This window comes from Emcibacter sp. (assembly GCF_963675455.1).
Lineage (GTDB): Bacteria > Pseudomonadota > Alphaproteobacteria > Sphingomonadales > Emcibacteraceae > Emcibacter.
This window is the reverse complement of record NZ_OY776217.1, coordinates 2,821,658-2,847,003: the sequence shown is the minus strand read 5'-3', so window position 1 is coordinate 2,847,003 and position 25,346 is coordinate 2,821,658. Positions and strand designations below refer to the sequence as shown.

Genomic DNA, 25,346 nt, shown 5'->3' with positions numbered 1-25,346 from the left:
ATCAAGAAGGTTTACTTGAATGAACGGGGCAGACGTCATTGATTTGGCACAGGAAGCCATCTGGGTCCTGATCAAGGTGGCTGGGCCTGTTATGATGGTTGCTCTTGTCGTCGGCCTGTTTATATCCCTGTTTCAGGCGCTGACACAAATTCAGGAAATGACTCTGACATTTGTGCCGAAAATTATCGCTATCTTTCTTTCTTTGTTTTTTTTCCTGCCCTTCATGGGGGAAACCCTGGGTACCTTCATGCAACAAATTGCCGAGCGGATCATAGGTCTTGTTTAGCCAGTATCTGCCGCAGGAAATATTCGGCTTTTTACTGGTGTTTACCCGTCTTGGCAGTATGTTCATTATTCTGCCAGCCCTCGGGGAAAGTGCAATTTCCCCCCGTATACGGCTGGTCATGGCCCTTGGTGTCAGTCTTCTGGTGTACCTTGTGGTGAAATCAGCGATACCGTCCATGCCTGAACAGCCGCTTCCTTTATTTGTTCTTATGTTCAAGGAGGCTCTCGTCGGTATCATGATCGGTACCTCCATACGACTTCTGATGAGTGCGTTGCATCTGGCCGGTATGATAATCGCCATGAACACCGGTCTGGCGGCGGCGCAGGCGTTCGACCCGATGCAGGGGGGGCAAAGCGCCCAGATGGGTACCTTTCTGACCCTTATGGGAACAACCTTGATTTTTGTGACCGATTTGCACCACCTTATGATCGGGGCCATGCACGACAGCTATACGTTGTTTCCAGTTGGTTTTGATCTCATGATTAATGATTTTGCCGAGAGAGTGCTGGATACGGTGGCAAATGCTTTCCAGCTGGGTCTGCAGATCGCAACACCCTTTCTTGTTTATGGACTGATTTTTAATATTGGTCTTGGTATACTTGCACGGTTAATGCCGCAATTGCAGGTATTTTTTATCGCCATGCCTCTCAATATCGCAGTGGGATTTATCATTCTGATGATTGTGCTGGGGGCGGGAATGACATGGTTCCTGCAATATATGGAAAACAGTATTTCAGTTTTCCTGGTGTAACGGATCGTTTGAGGAGTCCCTTTGGCAGAAGATCAGGATCAATCGCAAAAGACCGAGGAACCGACGTCCAAGAAGCTTCAGGATGCTCAGGACAAAGGCGAGGTGGTCAAGAGTCAGGAAGTAAAGCACTTCTTTATCCTGCTGGCTATTACGCTTGTGGTCTTGATCAGCGGCGCGTCAAGTATGAGTGGTTTAAGTAATTCGCTTGCGCGTATATTTGAGTTTTCCCACGAAGTACCTATGGACGGGCAGGGATTACAGTCTTTTCTGGCGGGTGTGTTGATGAAAGTGGGGGTTTTTCTTGTCTTACCGATAATATTGCTGCTTGCCGGCGCTCTTACGGGAACTGTAATCCAGCATAAACCGATACTTTCAGCAGAAAAAATAAAACCAAAGCTGAATAAAATTTCTCCGTTAGGAGGATTGAAACGCATTTTTTCCATGCAGAATTTCGCCGAAATTTTCAAATCCATACTCAAAATCACGATTGTGGCGGCAGTTGTGTTCATTCTCGTCTGGCCAGAACGGGATCTCCTCGAACATATGATGACCTACGAAATTACGGACGTTGTGCATATCATCTATGTAATGGTCTTGCGGGTTCTGGGGGGCGTTGTGGCTATTATGGCCATTATTGCCGGCATGGATTATATGTTCCAGCGTTTCCAGTTCATGAAGCAGATGCGCATGACCAAGCAGGAAGTCAAGGACGAGATGAAACAGACTGACGGTGACCCTATGGTCAAAGCCAGGCTTCGACAGATCAGGATGGAACGGTCCCGCAGGCGGATGATGGCGGCTGTTCCTGAAGCGGATGTGGTTGTGACAAACCCGACCCACTATGCCGTGGCCATGAAGTATAATCAGGGCGTCATGGAAGTTCCGGTTGTGGTGGCAAAAGGCGTGGACAATGTTGCCCTCCGAATCAGGGAGATTGCCGAAGAGCATGATATTCCGATCCTTGAAAATCCACCACTTGCCAGGACGCTTCACGCCGCAGTGGAAGTGGATGAAGAAATCCAGCCGGAACATTACAAGGCGGTTGCAGAGGTGATCGGATATATCCTAAAGCTCAAGGCGGGGCAGCGACCTGCATATCGTCCATCATTGAACTAATCCACAAATGATGCTTAATATTACAGAGATTTGAAACGTAAAAACAAAGAATTAAAAAATGAACAAATTCAGCCCGATTACAACAGACAGTTCCTATATTTATGCCACTTCGGATCGCGGGGACAGAATTGATTATCCCTTTATGATGACACTGGCGGGTATCGGCATTCTCGTGGCTCTTGCCTTGTTTATTTTTTGTCTGAGTTTGGGGTATATCACGGCAGGCATTATTCTTTCCGGTTCAGCGGTTTTGGTAACTGCAATTGTCATGGCCTATTTTCTGCATCGGGAGCAGGCAGCTTTGCCAGTTCAGGCGCGAACCGCTTCGGTGTCAGGAGCAGACAGCGATCAGGCTTATTTGCTGACAAGCCGGGTGGGGGAAGTCGTTTACGCTGATTCAAGGTTTCGACAGCTTATGGACTCTATCACCGGCGATCAGACGATTTCTCCTTTCAGACTTCCCTTTGTCAATGCAGAAGAAAAGGCCGAACTGGAAACAATTGTCAAAAAACTTGGGCCGGGAGAGAAAAAGAGCCTGACCATCACGGTTGAGGATCAGGAACGCCGGCCGGTAGTTCTGAAACTGGATCTTTATCACGAGCAGGAACGGCAGGGGTATGTGCGCTGGAATGCGGCGGCAGGCGATACCGTGGATAAGCCGGCGACTGCGTTAAGCCGGAGAATGGACCTGAGTGGTATCGGCCGTTTAATGGATTTGGGCAATACCGGTTTCATGGCGGTCAGCAGCGATGATGAAATACTGTTTGTCAACGATCTGCTGAGGGATTGGATCGTAGATCTGGATGAGGGGGATCTGCAGCTTCCTGTTCCCTTGCAGACGATGACAGCCAGTGAAAAGAAAAATCTCAATGGAAAAGTTTCCTGCAAGACCCTTGCCGGAAATGACATTTCACTGGAAATTCATGCTGTAGAGGACTTTGAAACTCCTTTCCGGGATGAAGATATTTCTCTTTATGTCCTGCATCGCTCCGGCGGTGACCGGACTGATCATGCCATGCCGTCGGACGTGAATATCGAACATTTCTTCATGGATTCTCCTATCGGTATCGCCGTCGTGACAGCCAAGGGGGAGGTGCTGGAACGTAATAATATTTTCAGGAACTTTCTTGCCGCGCTCGGTCTGGTAAAAACCAAAAGACTGAAGGACTTCCTCGAGACCGAGGATTACCAGGATATTATCGGGAAAATTGAACATACGATCGAGAGCGGCGAGGCCAGTACCGTCGCCGATGTTGCTTTCAAGGGGAAAGAAGAAAAACGGGGACAGCTTTACATCACCCGGCTCGAGCATTTTGCCGAACATAGCGGTGTTTCCATTCTTTACCTGATCGATACCACGGAACAGAAAAGTCTGGAGCTCCAGTTTGCCCAGTCTCAGAAAATGCAGGCGGTCGGGCAGTTGGCGGGTGGCATTGCCCATGACTTCAATAATCTTCTGACGGCAATCACCGGATTCTGTGACTTGCTTCTGGTGCGGCATGGTCCGGGAGATCAGTCATTTTCCGATATCATCCAGATCAAACAGAACGCGAACCGGGCGGCCAATCTTGTGCGTCAGCTTCTGGCCTTTTCCCGCCAGCAAACCCTGCGGCCCAAGGTGCTTATCGTTACTGATGTGCTGGCGGAACTGTCAAACCTTCTCAGGCGCCTGATCGGGGAGACGATCGAGCTGGAAATGAAGCACGGCCGCGGGCTTGGTCCGGTCAAGGTGGACCAGGGTCAGCTGGAGCAGGTGATCATCAACCTCTGTGTGAATGCGCGGGACGCGATGCCGGAAGGCGGCAAGATCATGATCCGCACCCGCAATATTCCCTATCAGGAATCCCTGAAAATCAGTGAGCGCTACAAGGTTATGCCGCCCAACGATTATGTGTTGCTGGAAGTGGAAGATACCGGAACCGGCATTGCCAAGGAACATCTGGGTAAGATTTTCGAGCCTTTCTTCAGCACCAAGGAAGTGGGCAAGGGGACAGGTCTCGGCCTGTCAACGGTCTATGGGATTATCAAGCAGACCGACGGCTTTGTCTTCCCCGCCAGCGAGCTGGGCAAGGGCACAACCTTCAGCATCTATATCCCTATGCATAAAGAGAGCAAGCGGGAAGTTGCTGAGGAACAGGTGGTTCAGGAAACCGCGCAGAAAGTAGCCAAGGACCTGACCGGCAAGGGCAACATTCTCCTGGTCGAGGACGAGGATGCGGTTCGCATGTTCGCGTCACGGGCCTTGAAGAATAAAGGATACAAGATCTATGAGGCCAACAGCGGCGATAAGGCCCTGAAGGTGGTGCAGGAACTGGAAGGAAAGCTGGACCTGATCATCAGTGATGTGGTCATGCCGCAGATGGATGGCCCGACCATGGTCAAAAAAGTGAAGGAAAAATATCCCGATCTCAAGGTGATCTTTATATCCGGCTATGCGGAAGATGCCTTTGACAAGAACCTCGGGGAGGAAGACTTCAACTTTCTGCCCAAGCCATTCAGTCTCAAACAGCTGGCTGAACAGGTCAAGGATGTGCTGGAGAGTTGACCAGCCTCTATGATGATTCTGTCGGGTCGCCGTCTTAACTCTGTGAAATACCCCTTGTTTTGCGTTCTCTTTAGGAGAACATTAGGTGTATTATTATTTAAAATACCAATAAAAACAGTATGTTAAAAAAGTTCTTGCCAATGAGAACAAAACATGTACATTATCCTTCATTGCAACCTTGAGCGGGCTATGGAATATAGAGGAGAAGGATTATGGCAACATCGCAGCTGAAACTGGTCGGACAGGACAATATGGATAAACAGAAAGCTCTCGAAGCAGCCCTTGGACAGATAGAACGTGCTTTTGGCAAAGGTTCTGTCATGAAACTGGGGCAGAATAATACAGCTGTGGACATTGAGGCCGTTTCCACCGGCTCTCTTGGCCTCGATATTGCGCTTGGTATCGGCGGTCTGCCGAAAGGTCGGATCATCGAGATCTATGGCCCGGAGAGTTCCGGTAAAACCACGCTGGCCCTTCATGTTGCAGCGGAAGTTCAGCGGACCGGCGGTGTGGCAGCCTTTGTCGATGCGGAACATGCCCTTGATCCGGTATATGCGTCCAAGCTCGGTGTGGACATTGAGGAACTGCTGATTTCCCAGCCTGATACCGGGGAACAGGCTCTTGAAATTGCCGATACCCTGGTCCGTTCCGGGGCCGTGGATATTCTGGTGATCGACAGTGTGGCGGCGCTTACGCCGCGGGCGGAGCTGGAAGGTGAAATGGGGGATTCCCATGTGGGGCTGCAGGCCCGTCTGATGAGCCAGGCCCTGCGCAAGCTGACCGGATCTATTTCCAAATCAAAATGTATGGTGATTTTCATCAACCAGATCAGGATGAAGATCGGCGTGATGTACGGCAGTCCGGAAACGACCACCGGCGGTAACGCTCTGAAGTTCTATGCTTCCGTCCGGCTTGATATTCGCCGTATCGGTGCGATCAAGGATAAAGAGGAAATTGTCGGCAACCAGACCAAGGTCAAGGTGGTCAAGAACAAGGTGGCCCCGCCGTTCAAGGTGATCGAGTTTGATATCATGTACGGTGAGGGGATTTCCAAGATGGGTGAACTGGTTGATCTCGGGGTCAAGGCCGGAATCGTCGAAAAATCAGGGTCATGGTATTCCTATGACAGCCAGCGTATCGGTCAGGGCAGGGAAAATGCCAAACGGTTTCTCAAGGAAAACAGGGAAATAGCGGATACCATCGAGCAGGCGATCCGTCATAACGCCGGTATTCTTGACAAGGTGATGCTGAAGGAAGGATCCGTGAAGGAGACTGAAGAGGAATAACCTCTTGTAAAATACATTTTAAAGGCGCCCTCAGGGCGCCTTTTTTGTGGCAGCTGTCGCCTGCTTCCCCTACAGTATACAATGCTGGACAGCGCAGTGATCAAGGGGTAAAAGACTATCCCAATAGAGATGGCCCGGGAAGGGCTATGGCAAGGACAGATTTGAATAATGTGGCGCGCAGGCACTTTCGTGCCGCCGCATGAGAAAGGGTTTAGCGTAAAATGAAAGGCACCAACGAAATCCGCAGTGCTTTCCTGGATTATTTTCGGAAGAATGACCACGAAATTGTCCCCAGCAGTCCGCTGGTGCCGCATAATGATCCTACCCTGATGTTCACAAATGCGGGAATGGTGCCTTTCAAAAATGTCTTTACCGGCGCGGAAAGCCGGGATTATGTGCGTGCGGCGTCAAGCCAGAAATGCGTACGGGCCGGCGGCAAACATAATGACCTCGACAATGTCGGTTATACGGCACGGCACCATACTTTTTTTGAAATGCTGGGAAACTTTTCCTTTGGCGACTATTTCAAGGAACAGGCCATCTATTATGCCTGGGAGCTGATTACAAAGGAATTCGGCCTGTCGCCGGACAAACTGACGACCACCGTCTATCATGAAGATGACGAGGCATTCGACCTTTGGCGCAAGATCTCGGGCCTGCCGGAAGAACGCATCATTCGTATCGCCACGTCCGACAATTTCTGGTCAATGGGCGACACCGGTCCCTGCGGGCCCTGTTCGGAAATCTTCTATGATCACGGCGAACATATCTGGGGCGGCCCTCCGGGATCCCCGGAGGAAGACGGCGACCGGTTTGTCGAAATCTGGAATCTGGTATTCATGCAGTTCGATCAGAAGGCGGACGGCAACCGGCTCAATCTCCCCAAACCCTCCATAGATACCGGTATGGGGCTGGAGCGTATTGCCGCAGTTCTTCAGGGTACTCATGATAACTATGAAATCGATCTGTTCAAACATCTGATCCAGGCATCCGCTGATGCCAGCGGTGTCGAACCATATGGTGATCACAATGTCTCTCACCGGGTCATTGCCGACCACCTGCGGTCCAGCTGTTTCCTGATTGCAGACGGGGTTCTGCCGTCAAATGAAGGGCGCGGTTATGTGCTGCGCCGGATTATGCGCCGGGCCATGCGACACGCTCATATGATCGGTTGCCAGGATCCGCTTATGTTCAGGCTGGTTCCGGCACTGACGGCCCAGATGGGGCAGGCTTTTCCGGAACTCGGTCGTGCAGAAGCCCTGATTACAGAGACTCTTCTTCTTGAAGAAACAAGGTTTAAGAAGACCTTGGAGAGAGGTATTAAGCTTTTGGATGAAGAAGTGGAGAGCCTTCCGGAAGGCGGAACACTGGCCGGCGACGTGGCGTTCAAACTTTATGATACCTTTGGTTTCCCTCTTGACCTGACCCAGGATGCCCTGCGGTCAAAGGGCTTCGGTGTAGACGAGGCCGGCTTTAAAAAGGCCATGGCCAAGCAGAAGGCAGATGCCCGGGCCGCATGGAAAGGTTCCGGCGAGGCAGCCACGGACGAACTGTGGTTTGAACTTTATGATGAACATGGCGCCACCGAGTTTGTCGGCTATACGTCGCAGCGAGCCGATGGCAAGGTCGTCGGTCTCGTGGTCGACGGCAAAAAAGTGGAGAAGGCCGTTGAGGGCCAGTCTGTTGCGGTGCTCACAAACCAGACGCCTTTCTATGGTGAATCAGGTGGTCAGATGGGCGATATCGGTCATATCACTTCAGGCACTGGCACCAATCTCAAGGTCACGGATACGTCAAAACAGCTTAATACCCTTCATGTCCATCACTGTAAGGTGCTGGAAGGGGAAATCAGGCTTGGCGATATTGTCGATATGAAGGTTGACGGCGAAAACCGCAACCGCCTTCGCGGCAATCATTCGGCCACCCATATTCTTCATGCGGCGCTGCGTGAAATCCTCGGCGAACATGTGACCCAGAAAGGATCGCTGGTGGCGCCGGATAAATTGCGTTTCGACATCAGCCATTCAAAAGCCCTGAGCCATGAAGAAATCCGGACGGTCGAGCAGTCTGTCAACAGGGTTGTCCGGCAAAATACGGAAGTGGTCACCCGCCTGATGACACCGGATGAGGCCATCGAGGCCGGTGCCATGGCCCTGTTCGGGGAGAAATACGGCGACGAGGTCCGGGTTGTTTCCATGGGCATCAAGGAAACGCCGGAAGATCGTTTTTCCGTCGAACTGTGTGGCGGGACCCATGTGATACGTACCGGTGACATCGGTTTGTTCAAGATTACCTCCGAAGGGGCGGTTTCCTCTGGTGTACGCCGGATCGAGGCAGTTACCGGACAGGATGCGCTTGCTTATATTGCCGCTGAGGAAGATTGCCTTGAGGCCGCTACATCAACCCTGAAGGTGACGGCGGAACAGTTGCCGGATCGCCTGAAAAAGCTTCTGGATGATCGGAAGGCCATGGAAAAGGAAATTTCCGAGCTGAAAAAACAGCTGGCCATGGGCGGCGGCGGTACGTCACAGGGGCAGGACATACAAATGGTAGGCGCCCATAAATTCCTGGGACAGGTGCTGGACGGCGTTGCGGCAAAGGATCTTCGCGGCCTGGCAGACGAAGCCAAGAAAAAGGTTGGTTCGGGTATTGTTGCTTTTGTTGCGGTTAATGACGGGAAGGCGGCGGTTCTGACTGCGGTGACAGATGATCTGAAGGACAAAGTCAGCGCAGTGGATCTGGTGCGCGTCGGCGCAGAGGCGGTTGGCGGCAAAGGCGGCGGCGGAAGGCCTGATATGGCGCAGGCCGGCGGACCCGATGGAGACAAGGCCGATGAGGCTATAAAAGCCATAGAAAATTTCATTTCAGGTTTGTAAGATAAGGGCCGCTGTCACAGGCGGCCTTTTTTTCAGAGGGAACCATGGCCAGACAAGCCAAGACAATCAGGCGCAGAATATTTGAAATCATGGAAGTCGGCGGCACCGGCACTCTTGCTGGACGTGCTTTCGATATATTCATGGTCCTTCTTGTGCTTTTGAACATTGCCGCCATGGCCATGGCAACCATTTACAGTATCGGCCTGGTCTATTACGAAGAATTGCTGTTTTTTGAGATTTTTTCCCTGGCTGTATTTGCCATTGAATATCTCCTCAGGCTCTGGGTCTGTGTAGAATATCTGTCTGAAAATGATCACAGCAGTATGATGGGGTTCCGGACGAGGTTTCTGTTGAGCCCGCTGATGGTGATCGATTTCGTCGCCATAGCACCAATGGTGTTCTTCTTCTTCTTTGGGGTGGATCTCAGGTTTCTCCTTATATTCAGGCTGTTGCGAATATTCAAGCTGATGCGCTATTCGCCGGCCCTGGGGTCCATGGCGCGGGTGATTTACGAGGAGCGCCGCGCGCTATTGGCGACCATGATTATCATGCTCGGTCTGGTTCTGTTTTCCGCAACCATCATGTATTATGTGGAAGGGCATGTTCAGCCAAAAGCATTCGGAAATATTCCGATCGCCATGTGGTGGTCCCTGACCACCCTGACGACGGTGGGATATGGCGATGTGGTTCCGATAACCATCGTTGGCAAACTTTTCGGCGGCATCGTCATGATTTTCGGTCTGGCCATGTATGCATTGCCGATCGGCATTATCGCCTCCGGCTTTTCCAATGAAATTCATCGGCAGGATTTTGTCGTCCGCTGGGGACTGGTTGCCCGGGTGCCACTGTTCAGCGGACTTGATGCGGCGATGATCTCCTCAATTGCAAAATTTCTGAGATCCCGTGTGGTCCAGGAAGGCAAACTGATCGCCCGGGCGGGGGATAAGGCGGACAAGATGTATCTGATTGTCAGCGGAGAGGTGGCCAGGCGCAGCGGACGTGACATTATAAATCTGCAGGAAGGGGCCTTTTTCGGGGTGAAGTCACTTGTGGAAAACACAAACTTTACAGCCAACTATGTTGCAATTTCCCGCTGTCAGCTGCTTGTTCTGGAAGTCAGTGATTATCAGCACCTGATGGCAAATTATCCGGAACTTGAAGAAAGGCTGCAGAAAGAGTATCGGAAATTCGGTCCGGATGACTATGGCCAGCCGGAATGCGAGAGCGATATTTCCTGACTCCGGAACGCAATAGCCGGGGAGAGCAGTGTGAAATAAAAAAGGCCCGCGTCAGGCGGGCCTTTCATGTTCAATACCGGAAAACCTTATGCCATTGCTTTTTGCAGGTTTTCATCAATCTTGTCAAAGAACTGACGTGAGGTGAGCCAGTTCTGTTCCGGACCGACGAGTAGCGCCAGGTCTTTGGTCATGAAACCGCTTTCCACAGTATCCACACAGACCCGCTCCAGCGTGCTGGCGAATTTCATCAGTTCATCATTTCCGTCGAGTTTGGCGCGGTGTTTCAGGCCACCTGTCCAGGCATAGATGGAAGCGATCGGGTTGGTGGATGTTTCCTTCCCTTGCTGGTGCATGCGATAGTGACGTGTCACGGTCCCGTGGGCAGCCTCTGCCTCAACCACTTTCCCGTCCGGCGTCATCAGCGCGGATGTCATCAGGCCGAGGGAACCGAAACCCTGGGCAACGGTGTCGGACTGAACGTCACCGTCATAGTTTTTACAGGCCCAGACAAATTTGCCGTTCCATTTAAGGGCGCAGGCAACCATGTCGTCGATCAGGCGGTGTTCATAGGTGATGCCTGCCTTGGCAAATTTATCGGCAAACTCACTGTCAAAAATTTCCTGGAACAGATCCTTGAAGCGGCCGTCGTAGGCTTTCAGGATTGTGTTCTTTGTGGACAGGTAAACCGGCCAGCCGCGGTTAAGACCATAGTTCATGCTGGCGCGGGCGAAATCGCGAATGCTGTCGTCCAGGTTATACATGGACATGGCAACACCTGCGCTCGGGAAATTAAAGACTTCATGTTCAATCGGTTCACCACCGTCATCCGGCTGGAATTTGATGGTCAGTTTACCGGCGCCGGGCACCAGGAAATCGGTAGCGCGGTACTGGTCGCCAAAGGCATGGCGGCCGATAACAATCGGGTCGGTCCAGCCGGGAACAAGGCGCGGTACGTTTGAACAAATGATCGGCTCGCGGAACACGGTACCGCCGAGAATGTTACGAATGGTGCCGTTCGGAGAACGATACATTCTTTTGAGGCCGAATTCCTCAACGCGCTGTTCATCCGGAGTGATCGTGGCGCATTTTACACCAACACCGATTTCCCGGATGGCATTGGCTGCATCAACGGTAATCTGGTCGTCTGTTTCATCACGGGCTTCAATGCCCAGATCATAATATTTCAGGTCGATATCAAGATAGGGATGGATCAGCTTTTCCTTGATCCACGCCCAGATGATGCGTGTCATTTCATCGCCATCAAGCTCGACGACAGGATTTTCAACTTTGATTTTTGCCATATTGGACCCTTACTCGGTTCAGCGGCAACCCGAATGGTCGCCGGGGTTATCGGAATTCCGTTCAAAAGCGGTGAGAACTGCTCTCATGATGGGGCGCAACATACCACCGGATATCGCGGTTTGGAAGTCCCGATCACAAAGAATCTTGCTAAAAAAGAGTATTTTTTGGGTCAATTTTCGGCTCTGGCAATTTCTCCAGCAGGGGGAGAAGTTCATCCAGGTCGGAAATGACTTCAAACAGGCTCATTGTATGTTCCGTCATGAAACCCTCGCTGATGATGTTTTTGAGCATTTTAATGAACGGATCCCAGTAATTGTCGGCATTGAGAAGGATGATTGGTTTGTCATGCAGCTGCAACTGTTTCCAGGTGACCATTTCAATGGTTTCATCCAGGGTGCCGATGCTGCCGGGCAGGATGACAAATGCATCGGAATGATCGAACATCATCCGCTTGCGTTCATGCATGTTGTTAACAACGAATTTGTCGGTGAGGTTTTTTTCGCCGACTTCCAGATCCTCCAGATGTCCGGGGATCACACCGGTGACACTGCCGCCTTTTTCCATCACAGCTCGGGCGATAATGCCCATGAGCCCAATACTGCCGCCGCCGTAGACAAGGCGAATATTCTGTTCCGCCATAAGATGCCCCAGGTTACGGGCAAGGGTGGAAAATTTGCCGTTGTTTCCGGTTTTTGATCCGCAATAGACGCAGATGGATTCTATGTTAGCCATGAATAAATCCGTAATATAGTGGACGAAAATTACTATAGAATGTTTTGCTCCTCTATTTCATAAAAATATGAAGTCCCAGTCACAGTTTCGACAAATTTTTATAACAACCTGTCAAATGTGGCTTCTTTTCCCGACATAAAATAAAATTGGCGCTGGAAACTATGAACCAGCCGTTATATATCAGAAGTAACAGAACTTAGGTGATTTGGTAGTTTCTTGGCAGAAGATCTCGGACAACCCCCCCAGAAAAGGGATAGCAGCAGTTCCGATTGGGCATTGAAAGCAAGCCTGACGCTGTTGGCTGTCGTCTCGGTCTGTGCTGTGGTCTGGATTATGTTTTTTGCCGACGAGGGGGGAATGGACCTCTTTACGTCGGATCTTCTGGATAATGAAGAACTGAAAACACAGTCCGTTGAAACGGCAAGCGAAGAAGTTGTCAGAACAATCATTCCCACTTTCGATATTGTCCGCATCAGCCGCAACGGAACCGGCGTGATCGCCGGCCGGGCGGAACCGAACAGCGACGTTTATATCTATGCCTGGGAAGATGAAATCGGTGCTGCGGTTGCTGATCGCAACGGTGAATGGGTATTGATCTTTGATTCACCGCTTCCCAGCGGTCCGACCGAGTTAAGTCTGAAGTCCCAGACGCCGGGATCTTTCGATGTCTATTCTAGCGATGTGGTTATTGTCGCAGTGCCCGAAAGAGATGAGCAGCGCTTCGTCGATGATGAGACAGAGGGCGTGGTGGCGATCCTCAGCCCGCGGGCCGGACATGGTCCAAGCCGCGTTCTGCAGAAACCGAGAAAACTCAATCTTGGCGATCTGACCAAGGGTCTGTCACTGGAATCCCTTGATTATGACGATCAGGGCCGGATCATGATATCCGGCATGGCCGCTCCCCTTACTATTGTCAGGATTTATCTGGACAACGACTATGTGGGTGAAGTTACCGGAACCGAAGACGGGAACTGGACTCTCTCATTCGAGAAAAACCTGGCAGACGGAGAACATCTGCTGCGACTTGACCAGTTGCTGGATGGGGACGACGTTGAGGTGAGGATTGAACAGCCCTTTGATCCCCTGCTGGAAATCGACCCGGGCCGGGCAAAAGGTGAAGTCATCGTGCACCCGGGGAACAGCCTGTGGCACATCGCCCGCAAGCTGTATGGATCAGGTTTCCATTACACCATGATCTTCAGCGCCAACAGGGAAGTTATCCGCGATCCCGACCTGATATATCCCGGGCAGAAATTTGCCCTGCCCAGGCAGGACAATCAGCAAAACTAGCTATATCGATGACGTAAAATCGGAAGGAGGTTGGTGTCAGCCTTTGATCTGAGCTGCAATATCCCTGATCCTGCCCTGGATGTCGATAAGGGTAAAGGTGATAGCCGTCATGATATTTCGGGCACTGAGTTCACCGGAAAAGCTGGTTTGTGTAATCAGCTGGATCTGGCTGTGCCGGTTGATGACAAATTCGCCTTTCCAGACAAGAGGCTGAAAAATGCTGAGCAACTGTTTGCGATGATTAAGATTTTCGGCACTGTAGGTCAGATGGCCAAGGTTGGCGACAAGATCAAGCTTAAGCTCGTCATTACCTTCAAAACTGATGATCTGTCCAGCAAAGGGGATGTTATGCCAGGTAAATGTAAAACCTGCCGGTAATTCCAGTTTTTCATCGGTAACTTCTGCGGCCAGTTTTTTCAGAAGGCGGTCTAACTCGTAGATACTTGCCCCCGATTTCTTGTTTTTAGTCACGTTTGTTCCCATATCAAACGAGGCCTGTGATAATACGGCTTCGGACACCTGAATACTCCACTTAAAAGCTGGTTGCTTTTCTCATGACAGACTAGTGCAGGCCCCTTAAAATAGAGTAAATAAAAAATCGTTTTCATATAATATTTAAAAAAACTTATATAGTGCAGGGCATTCAATGAGATCCATGATCGAAGACCCGGAAAAAAAAGACGGGGACAAAGGCGAAAATCACTGGCAAACGGTAAAAAGCCTTCTGCCGTATTTGTGGCCGACAGGGCGAACGGATCTTAAAACCCGGGTGGTTCTGGCACTGATTTTTCTGGTTACCGCCAAGCTGATCGGCGTTTACGTGCCTTTTCTTCTGAAGGATGCCATCAACGTCCTGTCCGGGGAAGGGGATGTGCCAGGAAGTGAAAAGCTGGCTATTGTCCTTCCGCTCGGGCTTATTCTGGCCTACGGGGCGGCACGGGTATTGAGTCTCGTCTTTGGGGAATTCCGTGACGCCATTTTTGTCAGGGTGGGCCAGCACGCACTCAGAACTGTGGCGCTCAAGACTTTCCGGCATCTGCATATCCTTTCTCTGCGCTTTCATCTGGACCGAAAAACCGGGGGACTGAGCCGGATCATCGAGCGTGGCGTCAAAGGAATTGATTTTCTCCTGCGCTTTATGCTGTTCAATATTCTGCCGACACTGCTTGAGCTTGTTCTGATTTCTGCAATCTTCTGGATTAATTTCGGGTTCTTTTATGCTCTGGTTACATTTGTCAGCCTCGGCGGATATATCTATTTCACCATTGCTGTGACGGAATGGCGTCTGAAATATCGTCGAGAGATGAACAGGCATGACACCCAGGCCAATACCAAGGCGATCGACAGTCTCCTCAATTACGAGACTGTTAAATATTTCAATAACGAGGAACATGAGGCGCGGCGGTATGACCTGGCGCTGGAACGATATGAAAATGCGTCGGTGAGAAGCCAGTTGTCCCTGACCTTGTTGAATGTCGGGCAGGGAGTGATCATTTCCCTCGGGCTGGTGATTGTCCTTATTCTTGCGGGCAAGGGGGTTGTAGACGGGCAATTGACGATCGGTGACTTTGTACTGGTCAATACCCTGTTAATCCAGATATATATGCCGCTCAATTTCCTGGGCTTCGTCTATCGTGAAATCAAGCAGTCTCTGGTCGACATGGAAAAAATGTTTGCCATCGTTTCCGAGCATGCCGAGGTGAAGGACCATCCCGACGCACAGGACCTGGTTATTGCAGGGGGCGAAGTCTCCTTTGAACATGTTTCCTTTCACTATGCGAAAAACCGGCGCATTCTCGAGGATGTCTCTTTTACAGTGCCGGCAGGGCATATGACGGCCATCGTCGGCTCCAGCGGTGCGGGAAAATCGACGATCTCCCGAATCCTGTTTCGTTTTTATGAGATCGCCAGGGGGACAGTGAAAATTGACGGTCAGGATATCAGCCGGGTTAGCCAGTCGTCTGTTCGAAAACATATAGGTGTGGTGCCGCAAGACACGGTCCTGTTTAACGATACCATCCGCTATAACATCCGCTACGGTAATCCCGAGGCGACAGATGAACAGGTTGAAGAGGCCGCCCGTCTGGCCAGGATCGACAAATTTATCAAGGCTCTGCCGGAAGGATATGAAACAGAGGTTGGCGAACGGGGGCTTAAACTCTCTGGCGGCGAAAAACAGCGGGTGGCCATTGCCCGGACGATTCTTAAAAACCCGTCTATCTTGTTGCTGGATGAGGCCACGTCCGCCCTGGACAGTCATACGGAACGCGATATCCAGGCGGCGCTCAAGATGGTAGCCAAAGACCGCACAACAATTGTCATTGCGCATCGGCTATCGACCATCATTGATGCTGACGAAATACTGGTGATGGATGCCGGCAGGATTGTGGAAAGGGGGCGCCATGCCGACCTGTTGGCGCAAAAGGGGCTCTATTACAGCATGTGGCAGAAACAGCAGGAAGCCTCGGAAGTACGTGAAAAACTGGCTGCGCTGGAGGAAAGCGAAGTACCGGTGACGGAAAGCATTTGATGATTCCCCTCTAGTGGATTACAACTAAAGGGAAAGTTTAATTAACAGGAAGTCTTTAGTGATGGACAGCATCCTTTCGGTTTTTGTACCCATACATCGTGAAGGGTATAAATTTGTCGGCGCGTTTCTGGTAGCGACCGTTCTTCTGTATCTCATGGAGATGCCGTCATTTTTCATCAATGTGGCGATTATCTTGACTGTATGGTGTGCCTATTTCTTCAGGGACCCTGAACGGGTGACACCGGTAAAAGAAGGGTTGATTATCAGTCCGGCTGATGGTGTCGTGCAGTCCGTTGGCGAGGCGGTGCCTCCGGCAGAGCTTGAAATGGGCGAAACGCCCCGGGTCCGGGTCAGCATTTTCATGAATGTATTTGATGTGCATGTAAACCGTATTCCGATGGATGGGAAAATTATTCGTCAGGCCTATACACCTGGAAAATACCTCAACGCATCGCTCGACAAGGCAAGCGAGGAAAACGAACGGCACGCTCTTTTGATGGAAACCAGCAGTGGCAAGGAAATTGCCTTCGTCCAGATCGCCGGTCTGGTGGCCAGGCGCATATTGTGCTGGGCCGTGGACGGCACCGAAATGAAGGCGGGAGAGAGATTCGGCTTGATTCGTTTCGGTAGCCGCGTCGACGTCTATCTGCCTGAAGGTGTTCACGCACAAGTCTGTGTCGGCCAGCGCGCCATTGCCGGGGAAACTGTTATCGGCAATGAAAAAATCCGGGAAAAAGACCGCGAAGGTGAAATTCGTTGAGTGAACCGCAGGATCTGAAAAAAGCGACGCGCAGAATTCCGATTATGCCGGTCAGGAGCCTGGCGCCGAACATGGTGACGATCCTGGCCCTGTGTTCCGGCATGTTCGCCATACGGTTTGCCATTCTGGGCAAATGGGAGGCAGCGGTTGTATCTATTCTGGTGGCAGGTGTTTTTGACGGACTTGACGGCCGAATTGCCCGCCTCCTGAAAGGAAGCAGCAAATTCGGTGCCGAACTTGATTCGCTGTCGGACATCGTCTCCTTTGGTGTCGCACCGGCTCTTATCATGTATATGTGGGTGCTTCACGATGTGAAGGGGCTGGGCTGGGCCATCTCGCTCGGCTATGTCATCTGCATGGTGCTCAGGCTGGCCCGCTTCAACACGGAACTGAGCGAAGAGGCCACCAGCGGCAAGAAGGTGAAGAATTATTTCACCGGCATTCCTTCCCCTGCGGCCGCTGCGTTATCAGTGTGGCCTATGATACTGTCGTTCGAGACTGACTGGGCCATTCTGAAAAATCCGGTCGTCTGTTCAGCATATGTTGGAATTATCGCCCTGCTGGCGGTCAGCCGTATTCCGACCTTCAGCTTTAAGAGACTGGCCATAAATCGCGACTATGTGATGTTTTATTTCCTGGGGGTCGCGATTTTCTTCTCTCTTCTGGTTACCCATCTGTGGGTCACCATGTCAGTGATTGGCTTCCTCTATCTGTCCAGTATTCCGATTGCAGTCAAAAGACACAGAACGGAAAAGCGCCGGTAAGGCCGGCTGGAACGTATCCTTTTTACTCCGGAACCTTGGTCAGGCAGCCCTTTTGAGCTGCCTTTCCTTTTTGAGTTGGCGTCTGTGAGCCAGTTTCAGGGAAATCTTGACCTTTGCCGCCAGCAGGCAGGGCGTGAGGAGCAGGGTGAGGATCGTTGCGAAAAGCAGTCCAACGGACACGGCTAGCGCCAGATCCACCCATATCTTGGAGTAGGGTGAGCCGACCTCAAGCTGCCGGTTGGCAAAATCAATATCGACCTGAAACACCATCGGCATCAGTCCGATAACCGTCGTGATGGTGGTCAGCATTACCGGCCGCAGGCGCTGAGCCACAGTTTGGACAATGGCATTATAGGCGTCCGTGCCTGATTTATGCAGTCGATCATATGTGTCGATCAGAACGATATTGTTGTTCACCACAATACCGGCCAGGGAAATGATGCCGACGCCGGTCATCACAACGTGAAAACTGCGATCAAACAGGATAATGCCGATAAGTACGCCGGCCGTGGATAAAAGAACAGCCAGAAGGATCAGGAAGGCATTATAGAAACTGTTGAACTGGGTTACCAGGATCAGGCACATCAGAAAAAGGGCCATTACGAAAGCCTGCAACAGAAACTCAAAAGATTCCTGCTGATCCTCATCCTGCCCGGCAAAACTCACTTTGACGGAAGGATCAAAAACCTGTTGACTCAGCCATTGCTCCATCTGGGCAACGATTGTGCTGCGGGTTTTTATGTCGATAACATTGCTCCGCACCTTGAATGTCGGCAATGTGTCAATGCGCTCAATAGTACTGATCTTCTGCTTGGCTTCCCGCTTGACAAAATTGCTGATCGGGACAAGCCCTTCCCTTGTCCAGACGCGTATGTCATCCAGTTGTTCCAGGTTCCGGTATTTTTCCGGGAACCGAACCCTGATATCCACTTCATCGTCGGTATCGTCCGGACGGTATTCACCAACCTTGATGCCGTTGGTGACGAGCTGCACCATATTCCCGACACTCAAAAGATCAGTGTCATAGAGTCCGGCCATCGCCCGATCTACTTTCAGTTCCCACTGGATGCCGGGCAGGGGCAGCGTGCTGTCTAGATCGGACAGGCCGGGAACCTCTTCCAGCATGCTGTATATTGCCTGGGCGACAACGGCGGCCTTGCGGATGTCATCTGCCTTGACCTCTATCTGGATATCCTTGCCCTGATCCGGTCCGAACTTGGGAAATACAACTTCAGCAACCAGTCCTGGAATATTTGCAGTTCTGTTTCGAATGTCCTCGACGATTTCGAAAGAACCCCGCCGTTCCTTCCAGTTGCGGAAATTGAGGATAAACTGTCCGATGACGTCTTCCGTGGAATCGGAGCTTGCCGAAATACTGACCAGTGTCTGGGACTGGATGCTTTCCACACCGTCAACATTTTCGATCAGTTTTTCGACAGAACGGACCAGGATGTCCTTTTCATCAATCGAAAGGTTTCCGCGGGCATGGACATTCAGAATAAGTCTCTCCGGATCACCCTGGGGGAGGAATTCAACGGGCACTTGTGAGTTTGCAAAAATAGCGAAGATCCCAATGATAACTAAGAAAATCGCTGCAATCATACGGAAGGGATGCCTGATCAGGCGATCGACAAGACGGACATAGGCACCGGTCATCCCCGGAACATCCTTGGCGCTGAAGTGGTCGCTGGCAGCCATTTTGCGGGCTGCATCAAAGGACATTCCCTCTTTTTTTCCGATCTTGCTCCCCAGTGTAGGCATGAAAATGAGGGCCATGAGGAAAGAGGCGCTGAGGGTATAAATCAGCGTCAGGGGCAGAAATTTCATAAACTCGCCAGGCGTGCCCGGCCAGAAGAGCAGGGGAAAAAAGGCCGCCAGGGTTGTCGCCGTGGAGGCCAGGATCGGCCAGGCCATCCTTTGGGCCGCCAGTTTAAATGCCTCTTTCTTGCCAAGACCTTCATGAAGCTTGCGGTCCGCATATTCGCTGACCACGATAGAGCCATCCACGAGAAGGCCGACGGAAAGGATCAGGCCAAACATGACCATCTGGTTGATGGTGAAATCAAACATGTCCAGCAGGAAAATGGATAACAGGAAGGAACCGGGAATCGTTACCGCAACCAGAAACGCCGCTCTGTTTCCCATCGCAATCACTATGGTTACGGAAACCAGAAGGATAGCGGAGATGATACTGTTCTGCAGACTGCTGACGGCATTTTTTACCTCGATGGACTGATCGCTCAGAAAGGCATGCTTCACGCCGTCGGGCCACTGTCTGGCACTCAGTTTCACCATGTTTTTTGCACGATCAATCGCTTCGAAGGTATTTTCACCCGCCCGTTTTGTAAGTGAAATGGAGACTGCTTTCTCGCCGTTGAAGCGGGAATAGCTTTGAGGTTCCTTATAACCGCGTCTGATTGAGGCGACATCAGCCAGTGTGACGACACTGTTGCCGGATACTTTCACGGGGAGGCTATAGACATCCAGGGCAGTCTCAAAAACACCGGGAATTTTTACCGAAAAACGTCCCGTGCCGCTGTCCAGCGAGCCGGCTGCCACAAGTTTATTATTGTTGCTTACGACGGAGAGTATGTCCGAAGGCGAAAGCTGATAGCTTTCCAGCTTCAGCGGATCGATGATAATTTCCAGAAGATCTTCCCGGTCACCGGATATGTTTGCTTCCAGAACGCTTGGAATAGTTTCCAGATCGTCCCTGAGTTTCCGGGACAGGGAATAGATAACTCTTTCCGGGACTTCTCCATACAGAACAATATTCAGGATGGGAAACTGACTAGTACTGATTTCATTGACGCTGGGTTCGTCTGTCTCCTCCGGCAGTTCAGAACGGGCTTTGTCTACCTGCTCCCGCACGTCGAGGATGGCAAGATCAGGATCCACACCAGCATTGAATTCGACAATAACACTGGCGCCGTTTTCCTGCGCAATCCCGCGGACTTGCTTGACACCTTCTATGGTTCTGAGGGTAACCTCCATGGGTTTGATCAGCAGACGGGCCGAATCTTCCGGCGAAATGCCGTCGTGATGCATATGCACATAAATCACCGGTATGGTGACATCAGGCGTATCTTCCTTGGGCATTGTGACATAGGAGACCGTGCCGCCAACGAAGATCAGCGCCAGGCAGAGAAGAACAACCCGGAAATGTTCTATGGCAGCATTAATGATGCTATTCATCGATGTTGGCCTCCGGAAGAAGAGCCGGGTTTGCAAGGGGAACGGCTATCGCTTTTTGTCCTTCTTTGACAAAATCCTGTCCGGTAACAATCAACTGGCTGTTTTCTTCCGGACCGGTCACCCAGACCCCCTGTGAATCCGATCCCTGGATGGTCAGCGGGATGAAATGTACGATACTCCGGTCATCGATAATACGTACCCCTACAACACCGTCTCTGTTCAGTACAAAATAGGCCGGTGACAGGTAAAAGGCCTGAATTTCGTCTGCCGGCAGCAGAAGCTCTGCGGTGAGACCATCACGCAGGGATCCATCTGTATTCTGAACCTTCAGTTCAACACGGAAGGTGCGGGTTTCAGCGTTCGCAATGGAAGAGATATAACGGATCACGCCCTTGATGCTCCTGCCGTCAGCCAGTCGGGCGGAACCCTCCTGGCCGATCCGAAGTTGAGTAACATCTTTCTCGGCGACATCTCCGACAATCAGGAAAGGATCTTCTTCCATCAGCAGGGCGCAACTCTCACCTTCTTTCAGGTAAGTGCCGTTTTCCACATAACGTTCATTGATAATACCGTCAAAGGGGGCGCGAAGAAGGGTGTGGTCGAGCTCGACCTTCATTTTTGTAACCTGGGCGAAGGCCGCATCAAGCAGAGCCTTGGCCTCCAGCGCTTTTGTTTCGGAGCGATATCCCTTGGCTGAGAGTTCCAGAGCAGCTTTGTACTCGAGCTCGCGTTGGGTTTTCAGAGCCAGGGCTTCCTGATAGTTGGCCTCCCTGTCATCGACGGAAAGACGGCAAATGATTTCTCCCGCCTTCACCCTGCTGCCGACCTCAACCGGAAGGTCAACAACCCGCCCTTTGGTCTGGCTGCTGATTTCAACCTGGCGCAATGCCGATGTATATCCCCTGACGGATATTTCCCGACGGTAGGGCCGGGAACTCAGACGGCTTACAGACACCGATATAGCCTTGTCGGCGCTGGTGCCGGAAACGGCAGCACCGGCGTTCTGGTCCTGTGAGATTTCCGGGCCGGAAAAAATATGGCCGGATGCGATCCAGAGGATGACAAACAGCAGAATAGCTGCGGCGGTAATATATGACTTTTTCATAATCGGCTCTATAACTTCAGATTTATACTGTGTGCGATTGGTTATCAGTACTAATAGTTTAAATAGTGCTGTCTGTGTATTACTATTTTGGCTATATCCCCATATACGATCAAAAACATTATTTCCGACTTAACAAAATCGTTTCAGCCAATTAAAGTAATTTTAAAACGTATGTTTTAAACATTTGGATATATAAATCAAGACGGGTGTAATATTGAGTATGGTGAAAAAAAATATCAGCAAGCAGGATTCCAGGGAAAGAATTCTAGACGTGGCGGAAAGATTGTTTTCAACAAGCAGTTTTGCCAGCGTGTCTGTTAGAACAGTAACCGCCGAGGCCGGAGTAAACCTGTCGGCGGTAAATTATTATTTTGGGTCCAAGAAGGGACTTTTTCAGGCCGTTTATGTTCGACGCTGTACTGAGATGAACCGGCAACGGCTTGAATTATTATTTTCAGCGGTTGATCAGGCTGAGAAGTCTGGCGGCAAGCTGGCTATGTATGATCTGGTCAGTGCTCTTATTTCTCCTCCTATCGAGTGGCTGTATGACGAGGATGGAGGGCTTTCAGTTTATATTAAATTTATCGCCCGGGCCTATCTTGAAGAAGCAAGTGACATGGCCAATGTCCTGGAAGAAGAGGTGGCGGTCTTTGACAAGTTCATTCCCTATATCCGGGAAATCCATCCGGACCTGTCGGATGAAGATATCTTTTGGCGGATTCATTTCATGATGGGTGTGATGCATCACACCATTAATCACCTGGACCGGATCGGCATATTGTCTCATAACAATTGCCAGGTGACGACCTGGGAAGACACCAGGGATCGCATTGTAAAATTCTGTGTCGAGGGTTTCTAACAAGGTTCTGGTGGAAATCAGCCGAAAAGATCGTCAATAGCGTTCTGATCCAGGCCGGATTCATCAATTTCCTCAGAGAAATAACTGTCGATATCCTGCTGATGGGCACTGCCCCTGGCGCCATTGATGATCGCACCACAATCTTCAATTAGTTTTTCCATTTGTGGCCGATAGCCATCAACCAGTTTGTTTAGCTTTGCTGTGTCGGATGTGGTTATGGCGGCGGTAACATTGCTAATGGTGTTCAGCACCAGCTTATCCATTTCGTTGACGGTTTCCTCGAACGGCTGTCGATATTCTGGCGGGGAATAGTTGTAGGCCTCCACGGCAAGATCTTTGGCGGTGAAGGCGCTGTCGCGAAAATGATCCTGATAGGATTTAGGGTGCCAGTCCTGAACATCTTCCAGACAGTCCGGCATATCCGAGAGCATGTCAAGAAGCATATGCACTTCATTGAAATGGTTCAGGTAATCAGTAGCCAGCAGTGTTTGGGGGTTGATATTCTCTCCCTCCACCTTTTTCTGATATTCGCGATATTTTTCTTCATCGGACATCTTGGGGGCTATTGCATTCATTTATTTGTTGTCTTTTTATGTTTTTGTTTTCTGCAAAATATCATGCCTAATCTGCACTGTAAAAATTAATAATTAGCTAATACATTAGAGAAACAGCAAAAAAGGCCCCCCGATTGCGGGAGGCCTTTTGTCTGAAAATTGTAGTTCCGTATTTGATTATACGGAGTAATACAGCTGGAATTCCACCGGGTGCGGAGCCAGGCCAACCGCGTGAACTTCTTCCATTTTCAGGTCGATATAGGCATCGATCTGGTCGTCGGAGAAGACGTCGCCTTTTTTCAGGAATTCGCGGTCTGCGTCCAGGGCATGCAGAGCTTCAAGCAGAGAACCGGCAACAGTCGGAATATCTTTCAGCTCTTCCGGCGGCAGGGCGTAAAGGTCTTTGTCCATGGCGTCGCCAGGATGGATTTTGTTTTCGATACCGTCAAGGCCGGCCATCAGCATGGCTGAGAAGGCCAGGTACGGGTTGGCAGTCGGATCCGGGAAGCGGATTTCAACACGCTTGCCTTTTGCGCTTGTTGCGTAAGGAATACGGCAGGAAGCGGAGCGGTTGCGGGCGGAATAGGCCAGCAGAACCGGTGCTTCAAAGCCGGGTGTCAGACGCTTGTAGCTGTTTGTCGACGCATTGGTGAATGCATTAAGAGCTTTTGCGTGTTTGATGATGCCGCCAATGTAGTAGAGGCAGGTGTCAGACAGGTCAGCATAACCGCTACCGGCAAACAGGGGCTCACCGTCTTTCCAGATGGACTGGTGGGTATGCATGCCTGAACCGTTGTCGGCAGCAACAGGCTTCGGCATGAAGGTTGCTGTTTTGCCGTAGCTGTGAGCGACCTGGTGAGTAACATATTTATAGACCTGAACACGGTCGGCAGTCTGAACGAGGGTTCCGAACATCATGCCGAGCTCATGCTGGGAAGCAGCCACTTCGTGGTGATGCTTGTCCATGGGCAGGCCCAGTTCTTTCATAATCGAAACCATTTCGCCGCGGATATCGCCACAGGAGTCAATCGGGGCAACCGGGAAATAGCCGCCTTTTACGCCGGGACGGTGAGCATAGTTGCCGGCTTCATAGGTTCTGCCGGAGTTGTACGGACCTTCAATATCGTCAAGCTCGTAAGAGGCCTTGTTGTACTGAACGTCGAATCTTACTTCATCAAACATGAAGAATTCAGGCTCGGGACCGAAATAGGCGGTGTCGCCGATGCCGGTATATTTCAGATAAGCTTCGGCGCGTTCGGCTGTGGAGCGCGGGTCGCGGTTGTAACCTTCGCCGGTGCCTGGCTCAAGAATAGAGCAGAAAACAACCATTGTAGGCTGAGCGGCAAAGGGGTCCATTGAAACGGCAGTGGGATCCAGTTTCAGGATCATGTCGGATTCATTGATGGCTTTCCAGCCGGCAATGGAAGATCCGTCAAACATGACGCCTTCTTCAAACATGTCTTCATCAACGACACTGGAATCCATGGTCAGGTGCTGCCATTTTCCCTTGGGGTCGGTGAAACGAAGATCGACAAAGGCGATTTCTTTTTCCTTAATGGTTTCAAGGATAGTTTTTACGTCGGACATTCTCTTTACTTCCTGTCTGATTAATAATTAAAGTTAGTTTGTGGCATTCAAAACCGTTTTATTTAAACGGCATCGTCACCGGTTTCACCGGTACGAATACGGATGGCTTCCTCTATGGAGCTGACAAAAATCTTGCCGTCCCCGATGCGTCCGGTCTTGGCAGCCTGCTGGATCGCTTCCAGGGCCTGCTCGAGAAGATCGTCGCTCAGCACGATTTCAATCTTAACCTTCGGCAGGAAATCCACAACATATTCCGCACCCCTGTAGAGCTCGGTATGCCCTTTCTGACGTCCGAACCCTTTGGCTTCGGTGACTGTGATTCCGGTTAAACCGACTTCATGCAAAGCTTCTTTGACTTCGTCCAGTTTGAAAGGTTTGATGATGGCTTCAATTTTTTTCATGAGAACTTACCAATCAGTGACAATGTTAGAATTGACATTATTAAATTACTCGGACGTTGATAAGCATTATTCGTGCCAAATTGGCTAACCCAAGAAAAATAAGACATTTTTAATCTTTCCCACACGCCACTGATTAAATAATATGCAATTAATGCCTTAAAAGTAGACA

At 50.7% G+C, this 25,346-nt stretch carries 20 protein-coding genes; 12 read left to right on the top strand and 8 right to left on the bottom strand.

The genetic code is table 11. From position 1 onward, the window contains the following. Nucleotides 1–19 precede the first annotated feature (19 nt). From fliQ to ACORNT_RS13135, 7 genes are all read left to right on the top strand, one after another. Nucleotides 20–286, top strand: coding sequence for a flagellar biosynthesis protein FliQ (gene fliQ, locus ACORNT_RS13165; RefSeq protein WP_321391648.1), 267 nt, complete (start codon nucleotides 20–22; stop codon nucleotides 284–286). Next, nucleotides 279–1,037, top strand: a complete 759-nt coding sequence (gene fliR / locus ACORNT_RS13160; protein WP_321391645.1) for a flagellar biosynthetic protein FliR — start codon at nucleotides 279–281, stop codon at nucleotides 1,035–1,037. The genes fliQ and fliR overlap by 8 nt, the downstream gene beginning before the upstream one ends. 21 nt (nucleotides 1,038–1,058) lie before the next feature. Further along, on the top strand, nucleotides 1,059–2,153 hold the full coding sequence (flhB, locus tag ACORNT_RS13155) for a flagellar biosynthesis protein FlhB (RefSeq protein WP_321391642.1): 1,095 nt from the start codon (nucleotides 1,059–1,061) through the stop codon (nucleotides 2,151–2,153). 58 nt (nucleotides 2,154–2,211) lie between these two features. Continuing rightward, nucleotides 2,212–4,698 (top strand): response regulator, encoded by a 2,487-nt coding sequence (locus tag ACORNT_RS13150; RefSeq protein WP_321391639.1) that lies wholly within the window; start codon nucleotides 2,212–2,214, stop codon nucleotides 4,696–4,698. Nucleotides 4,699–4,910: 212 nt separating this feature from the next. Next, nucleotides 4,911–5,984, top strand: coding sequence for a recombinase RecA (gene recA / locus ACORNT_RS13145; RefSeq protein ID WP_321391636.1), 1,074 nt, complete (start codon nucleotides 4,911–4,913; stop codon nucleotides 5,982–5,984). A 221-nt stretch (nucleotides 5,985–6,205) separates the two neighbouring features. Beyond that, the gene (gene alaS, locus ACORNT_RS13140; protein WP_321391633.1) at nucleotides 6,206–8,860 is read left to right on the top strand and encodes an alanine--tRNA ligase; all 2,655 of its coding nucleotides are present in this window, start codon (nucleotides 6,206–6,208) and stop codon (nucleotides 8,858–8,860) included. Between the two features lie 44 nt (nucleotides 8,861–8,904). After that, nucleotides 8,905–10,098: a cyclic nucleotide-gated ion channel gene (locus ACORNT_RS13135; RefSeq protein ID WP_321391630.1), complete on the top strand. Its 1,194-nt coding sequence runs from the start codon at nucleotides 8,905–8,907 to the stop codon at nucleotides 10,096–10,098. An 86-nt stretch (nucleotides 10,099–10,184) separates the two neighbouring features. Here the strand turns inward: ACORNT_RS13135 and ACORNT_RS13130 are convergent, their stop codons facing one another. Both ACORNT_RS13130 and ACORNT_RS13125 read right to left on the bottom strand, forming a co-directional pair. Continuing rightward, nucleotides 10,185–11,399 carry an NADP-dependent isocitrate dehydrogenase gene (locus ACORNT_RS13130; RefSeq protein WP_321391627.1) on the bottom strand — a complete coding sequence of 405 codons (1,215 nt, stop codon included), beginning with the start codon at nucleotides 11,397–11,399 and terminating at the stop codon, nucleotides 10,185–10,187. A gap of 148 nt (nucleotides 11,400–11,547) precedes the next feature. Then, nucleotides 11,548–12,132 carry a TIGR00730 family Rossman fold protein gene (locus ACORNT_RS13125; RefSeq protein ID WP_321391624.1) on the bottom strand — a complete coding sequence of 195 codons (585 nt, stop codon included), beginning with the start codon at nucleotides 12,130–12,132 and terminating at the stop codon, nucleotides 11,548–11,550. 216 nt (nucleotides 12,133–12,348) lie between these two features. Between ACORNT_RS13125 and ACORNT_RS13120 the strand changes: the two genes are divergently transcribed. Then, nucleotides 12,349–13,422, top strand: a complete 1,074-nt coding sequence (locus tag ACORNT_RS13120; protein WP_321391621.1) for a LysM peptidoglycan-binding domain-containing protein — start codon at nucleotides 12,349–12,351, stop codon at nucleotides 13,420–13,422. A gap of 36 nt (nucleotides 13,423–13,458) precedes the next feature. On the opposite strand, the gene ACORNT_RS13115 is transcribed toward ACORNT_RS13120, so the two are convergent. Further along, nucleotides 13,459–13,893, bottom strand: a complete 435-nt coding sequence (locus ACORNT_RS13115) for a hypothetical protein (protein WP_321391619.1) — start codon at nucleotides 13,891–13,893, stop codon at nucleotides 13,459–13,461. Between the two features lie 184 nt (nucleotides 13,894–14,077). Between ACORNT_RS13115 and ACORNT_RS13110 the strand changes: the two genes are divergently transcribed. From ACORNT_RS13110 to pssA, 3 genes are all read left to right on the top strand, one after another. Next, nucleotides 14,078–15,952, top strand: coding sequence for an ABCB family ABC transporter ATP-binding protein/permease (locus ACORNT_RS13110; RefSeq protein ID WP_420717572.1), 1,875 nt, complete (start codon nucleotides 14,078–14,080; stop codon nucleotides 15,950–15,952). Nucleotides 15,953–16,013: 61 nt separating this feature from the next. Beyond that, the gene (locus ACORNT_RS13105; protein ID WP_321391614.1) at nucleotides 16,014–16,712 is read left to right on the top strand and encodes a phosphatidylserine decarboxylase; all 699 of its coding nucleotides are present in this window, start codon (nucleotides 16,014–16,016) and stop codon (nucleotides 16,710–16,712) included. Then, entirely contained in the window at nucleotides 16,709–17,476 is a 768-nt protein-coding gene (pssA, locus tag ACORNT_RS13100) for a CDP-diacylglycerol--serine O-phosphatidyltransferase (protein ID WP_321391611.1), read from the top strand. Before ACORNT_RS13105 ends, pssA begins: the two co-directional genes overlap by 4 nt. A gap of 39 nt (nucleotides 17,477–17,515) precedes the next feature. On the opposite strand, the gene ACORNT_RS13095 is transcribed toward pssA, so the two are convergent. Next, on the bottom strand, nucleotides 17,516–20,671 hold the full coding sequence (locus ACORNT_RS13095) for an efflux RND transporter permease subunit (protein WP_321391608.1): 3,156 nt from the start codon (nucleotides 20,669–20,671) through the stop codon (nucleotides 17,516–17,518). Beyond that, nucleotides 20,664–21,776: an efflux RND transporter periplasmic adaptor subunit gene (locus ACORNT_RS13090; RefSeq protein WP_321391605.1), complete on the bottom strand. Its 1,113-nt coding sequence runs from the start codon at nucleotides 21,774–21,776 to the stop codon at nucleotides 20,664–20,666. Before ACORNT_RS13090 ends, ACORNT_RS13095 begins: the two co-directional genes overlap by 8 nt. A gap of 220 nt (nucleotides 21,777–21,996) precedes the next feature. On the opposite strand from ACORNT_RS13090, the gene ACORNT_RS13085 reads away from it, so the two are divergent. After that, nucleotides 21,997–22,635, top strand: a complete 639-nt coding sequence (locus ACORNT_RS13085) for a TetR/AcrR family transcriptional regulator (RefSeq protein WP_321391602.1) — start codon at nucleotides 21,997–21,999, stop codon at nucleotides 22,633–22,635. 17 nt (nucleotides 22,636–22,652) lie between these two features. On the opposite strand, the gene ACORNT_RS13080 is transcribed toward ACORNT_RS13085, so the two are convergent. From ACORNT_RS13080 to ACORNT_RS13070, 3 genes are all read right to left on the bottom strand, one after another. Further along, nucleotides 22,653–23,210 (bottom strand): hypothetical protein, encoded by a 558-nt coding sequence (locus ACORNT_RS13080; protein WP_321391600.1) that lies wholly within the window; start codon nucleotides 23,208–23,210, stop codon nucleotides 22,653–22,655. Nucleotides 23,211–23,366: 156 nt separating this feature from the next. Then, on the bottom strand, nucleotides 23,367–24,776 hold the full coding sequence (glnA, locus tag ACORNT_RS13075) for a type I glutamate--ammonia ligase (RefSeq protein ID WP_321391597.1): 1,410 nt from the start codon (nucleotides 24,774–24,776) through the stop codon (nucleotides 23,367–23,369). Nucleotides 24,777–24,838: 62 nt separating this feature from the next. Continuing rightward, nucleotides 24,839–25,177 carry a P-II family nitrogen regulator gene (locus ACORNT_RS13070; protein WP_321391594.1) on the bottom strand — a complete coding sequence of 113 codons (339 nt, stop codon included), beginning with the start codon at nucleotides 25,175–25,177 and terminating at the stop codon, nucleotides 24,839–24,841. Nucleotides 25,178–25,346: the final 169 nt, after the last annotated feature.

What these genes read in the sequence shown, in the direction of transcription:
- fliQ (WP_321391648.1), top strand. Translation starts at nt 20, where the DNA reads ATGAACGGGGCAGACGTCATTGATTTGGCACAGGAAGCCATCTGGGTC.
- ACORNT_RS13150 (WP_321391639.1), top strand. Translation starts at nt 2,212, where the DNA reads ATGAACAAATTCAGCCCGATTACAACAGACAGTTCCTATATTTATGCC.
- recA (WP_321391636.1), top strand. Translation starts at nt 4,911, where the DNA reads ATGGCAACATCGCAGCTGAAACTGGTCGGACAGGACAATATGGATAAA.
- alaS (WP_321391633.1), top strand. Translation starts at nt 6,206, where the DNA reads ATGAAAGGCACCAACGAAATCCGCAGTGCTTTCCTGGATTATTTTCGG.
- ACORNT_RS13135 (WP_321391630.1), top strand. Translation starts at nt 8,905, where the DNA reads ATGGCCAGACAAGCCAAGACAATCAGGCGCAGAATATTTGAAATCATG.
- ACORNT_RS13130 (WP_321391627.1), bottom strand. Translation starts at nt 11,399, where the DNA reads ATGGCAAAAATCAAAGTTGAAAATCCTGTCGTCGAGCTTGATGGCGAT.
- ACORNT_RS13125 (WP_321391624.1), bottom strand. Translation starts at nt 12,132, where the DNA reads ATGGCTAACATAGAATCCATCTGCGTCTATTGCGGATCAAAAACCGGA.
- ACORNT_RS13110 (WP_420717572.1), top strand. Translation starts at nt 14,078, where the DNA reads ATGATCGAAGACCCGGAAAAAAAAGACGGGGACAAAGGCGAAAATCAC.
- ACORNT_RS13105 (WP_321391614.1), top strand. Translation starts at nt 16,014, where the DNA reads ATGGACAGCATCCTTTCGGTTTTTGTACCCATACATCGTGAAGGGTAT.
- ACORNT_RS13095 (WP_321391608.1), bottom strand. Translation starts at nt 20,671, where the DNA reads ATGAATAGCATCATTAATGCTGCCATAGAACATTTCCGGGTTGTTCTT.
- ACORNT_RS13090 (WP_321391605.1), bottom strand. Translation starts at nt 21,776, where the DNA reads ATGAAAAAGTCATATATTACCGCCGCAGCTATTCTGCTGTTTGTCATC.
- ACORNT_RS13085 (WP_321391602.1), top strand. Translation starts at nt 21,997, where the DNA reads ATGGTGAAAAAAAATATCAGCAAGCAGGATTCCAGGGAAAGAATTCTA.
- ACORNT_RS13080 (WP_321391600.1), bottom strand. Translation starts at nt 23,210, where the DNA reads ATGAATGCAATAGCCCCCAAGATGTCCGATGAAGAAAAATATCGCGAA.
- glnA (WP_321391597.1), bottom strand. Translation starts at nt 24,776, where the DNA reads ATGTCCGACGTAAAAACTATCCTTGAAACCATTAAGGAAAAAGAAATC.
- ACORNT_RS13070 (WP_321391594.1), bottom strand. Translation starts at nt 25,177, where the DNA reads ATGAAAAAAATTGAAGCCATCATCAAACCTTTCAAACTGGACGAAGTC.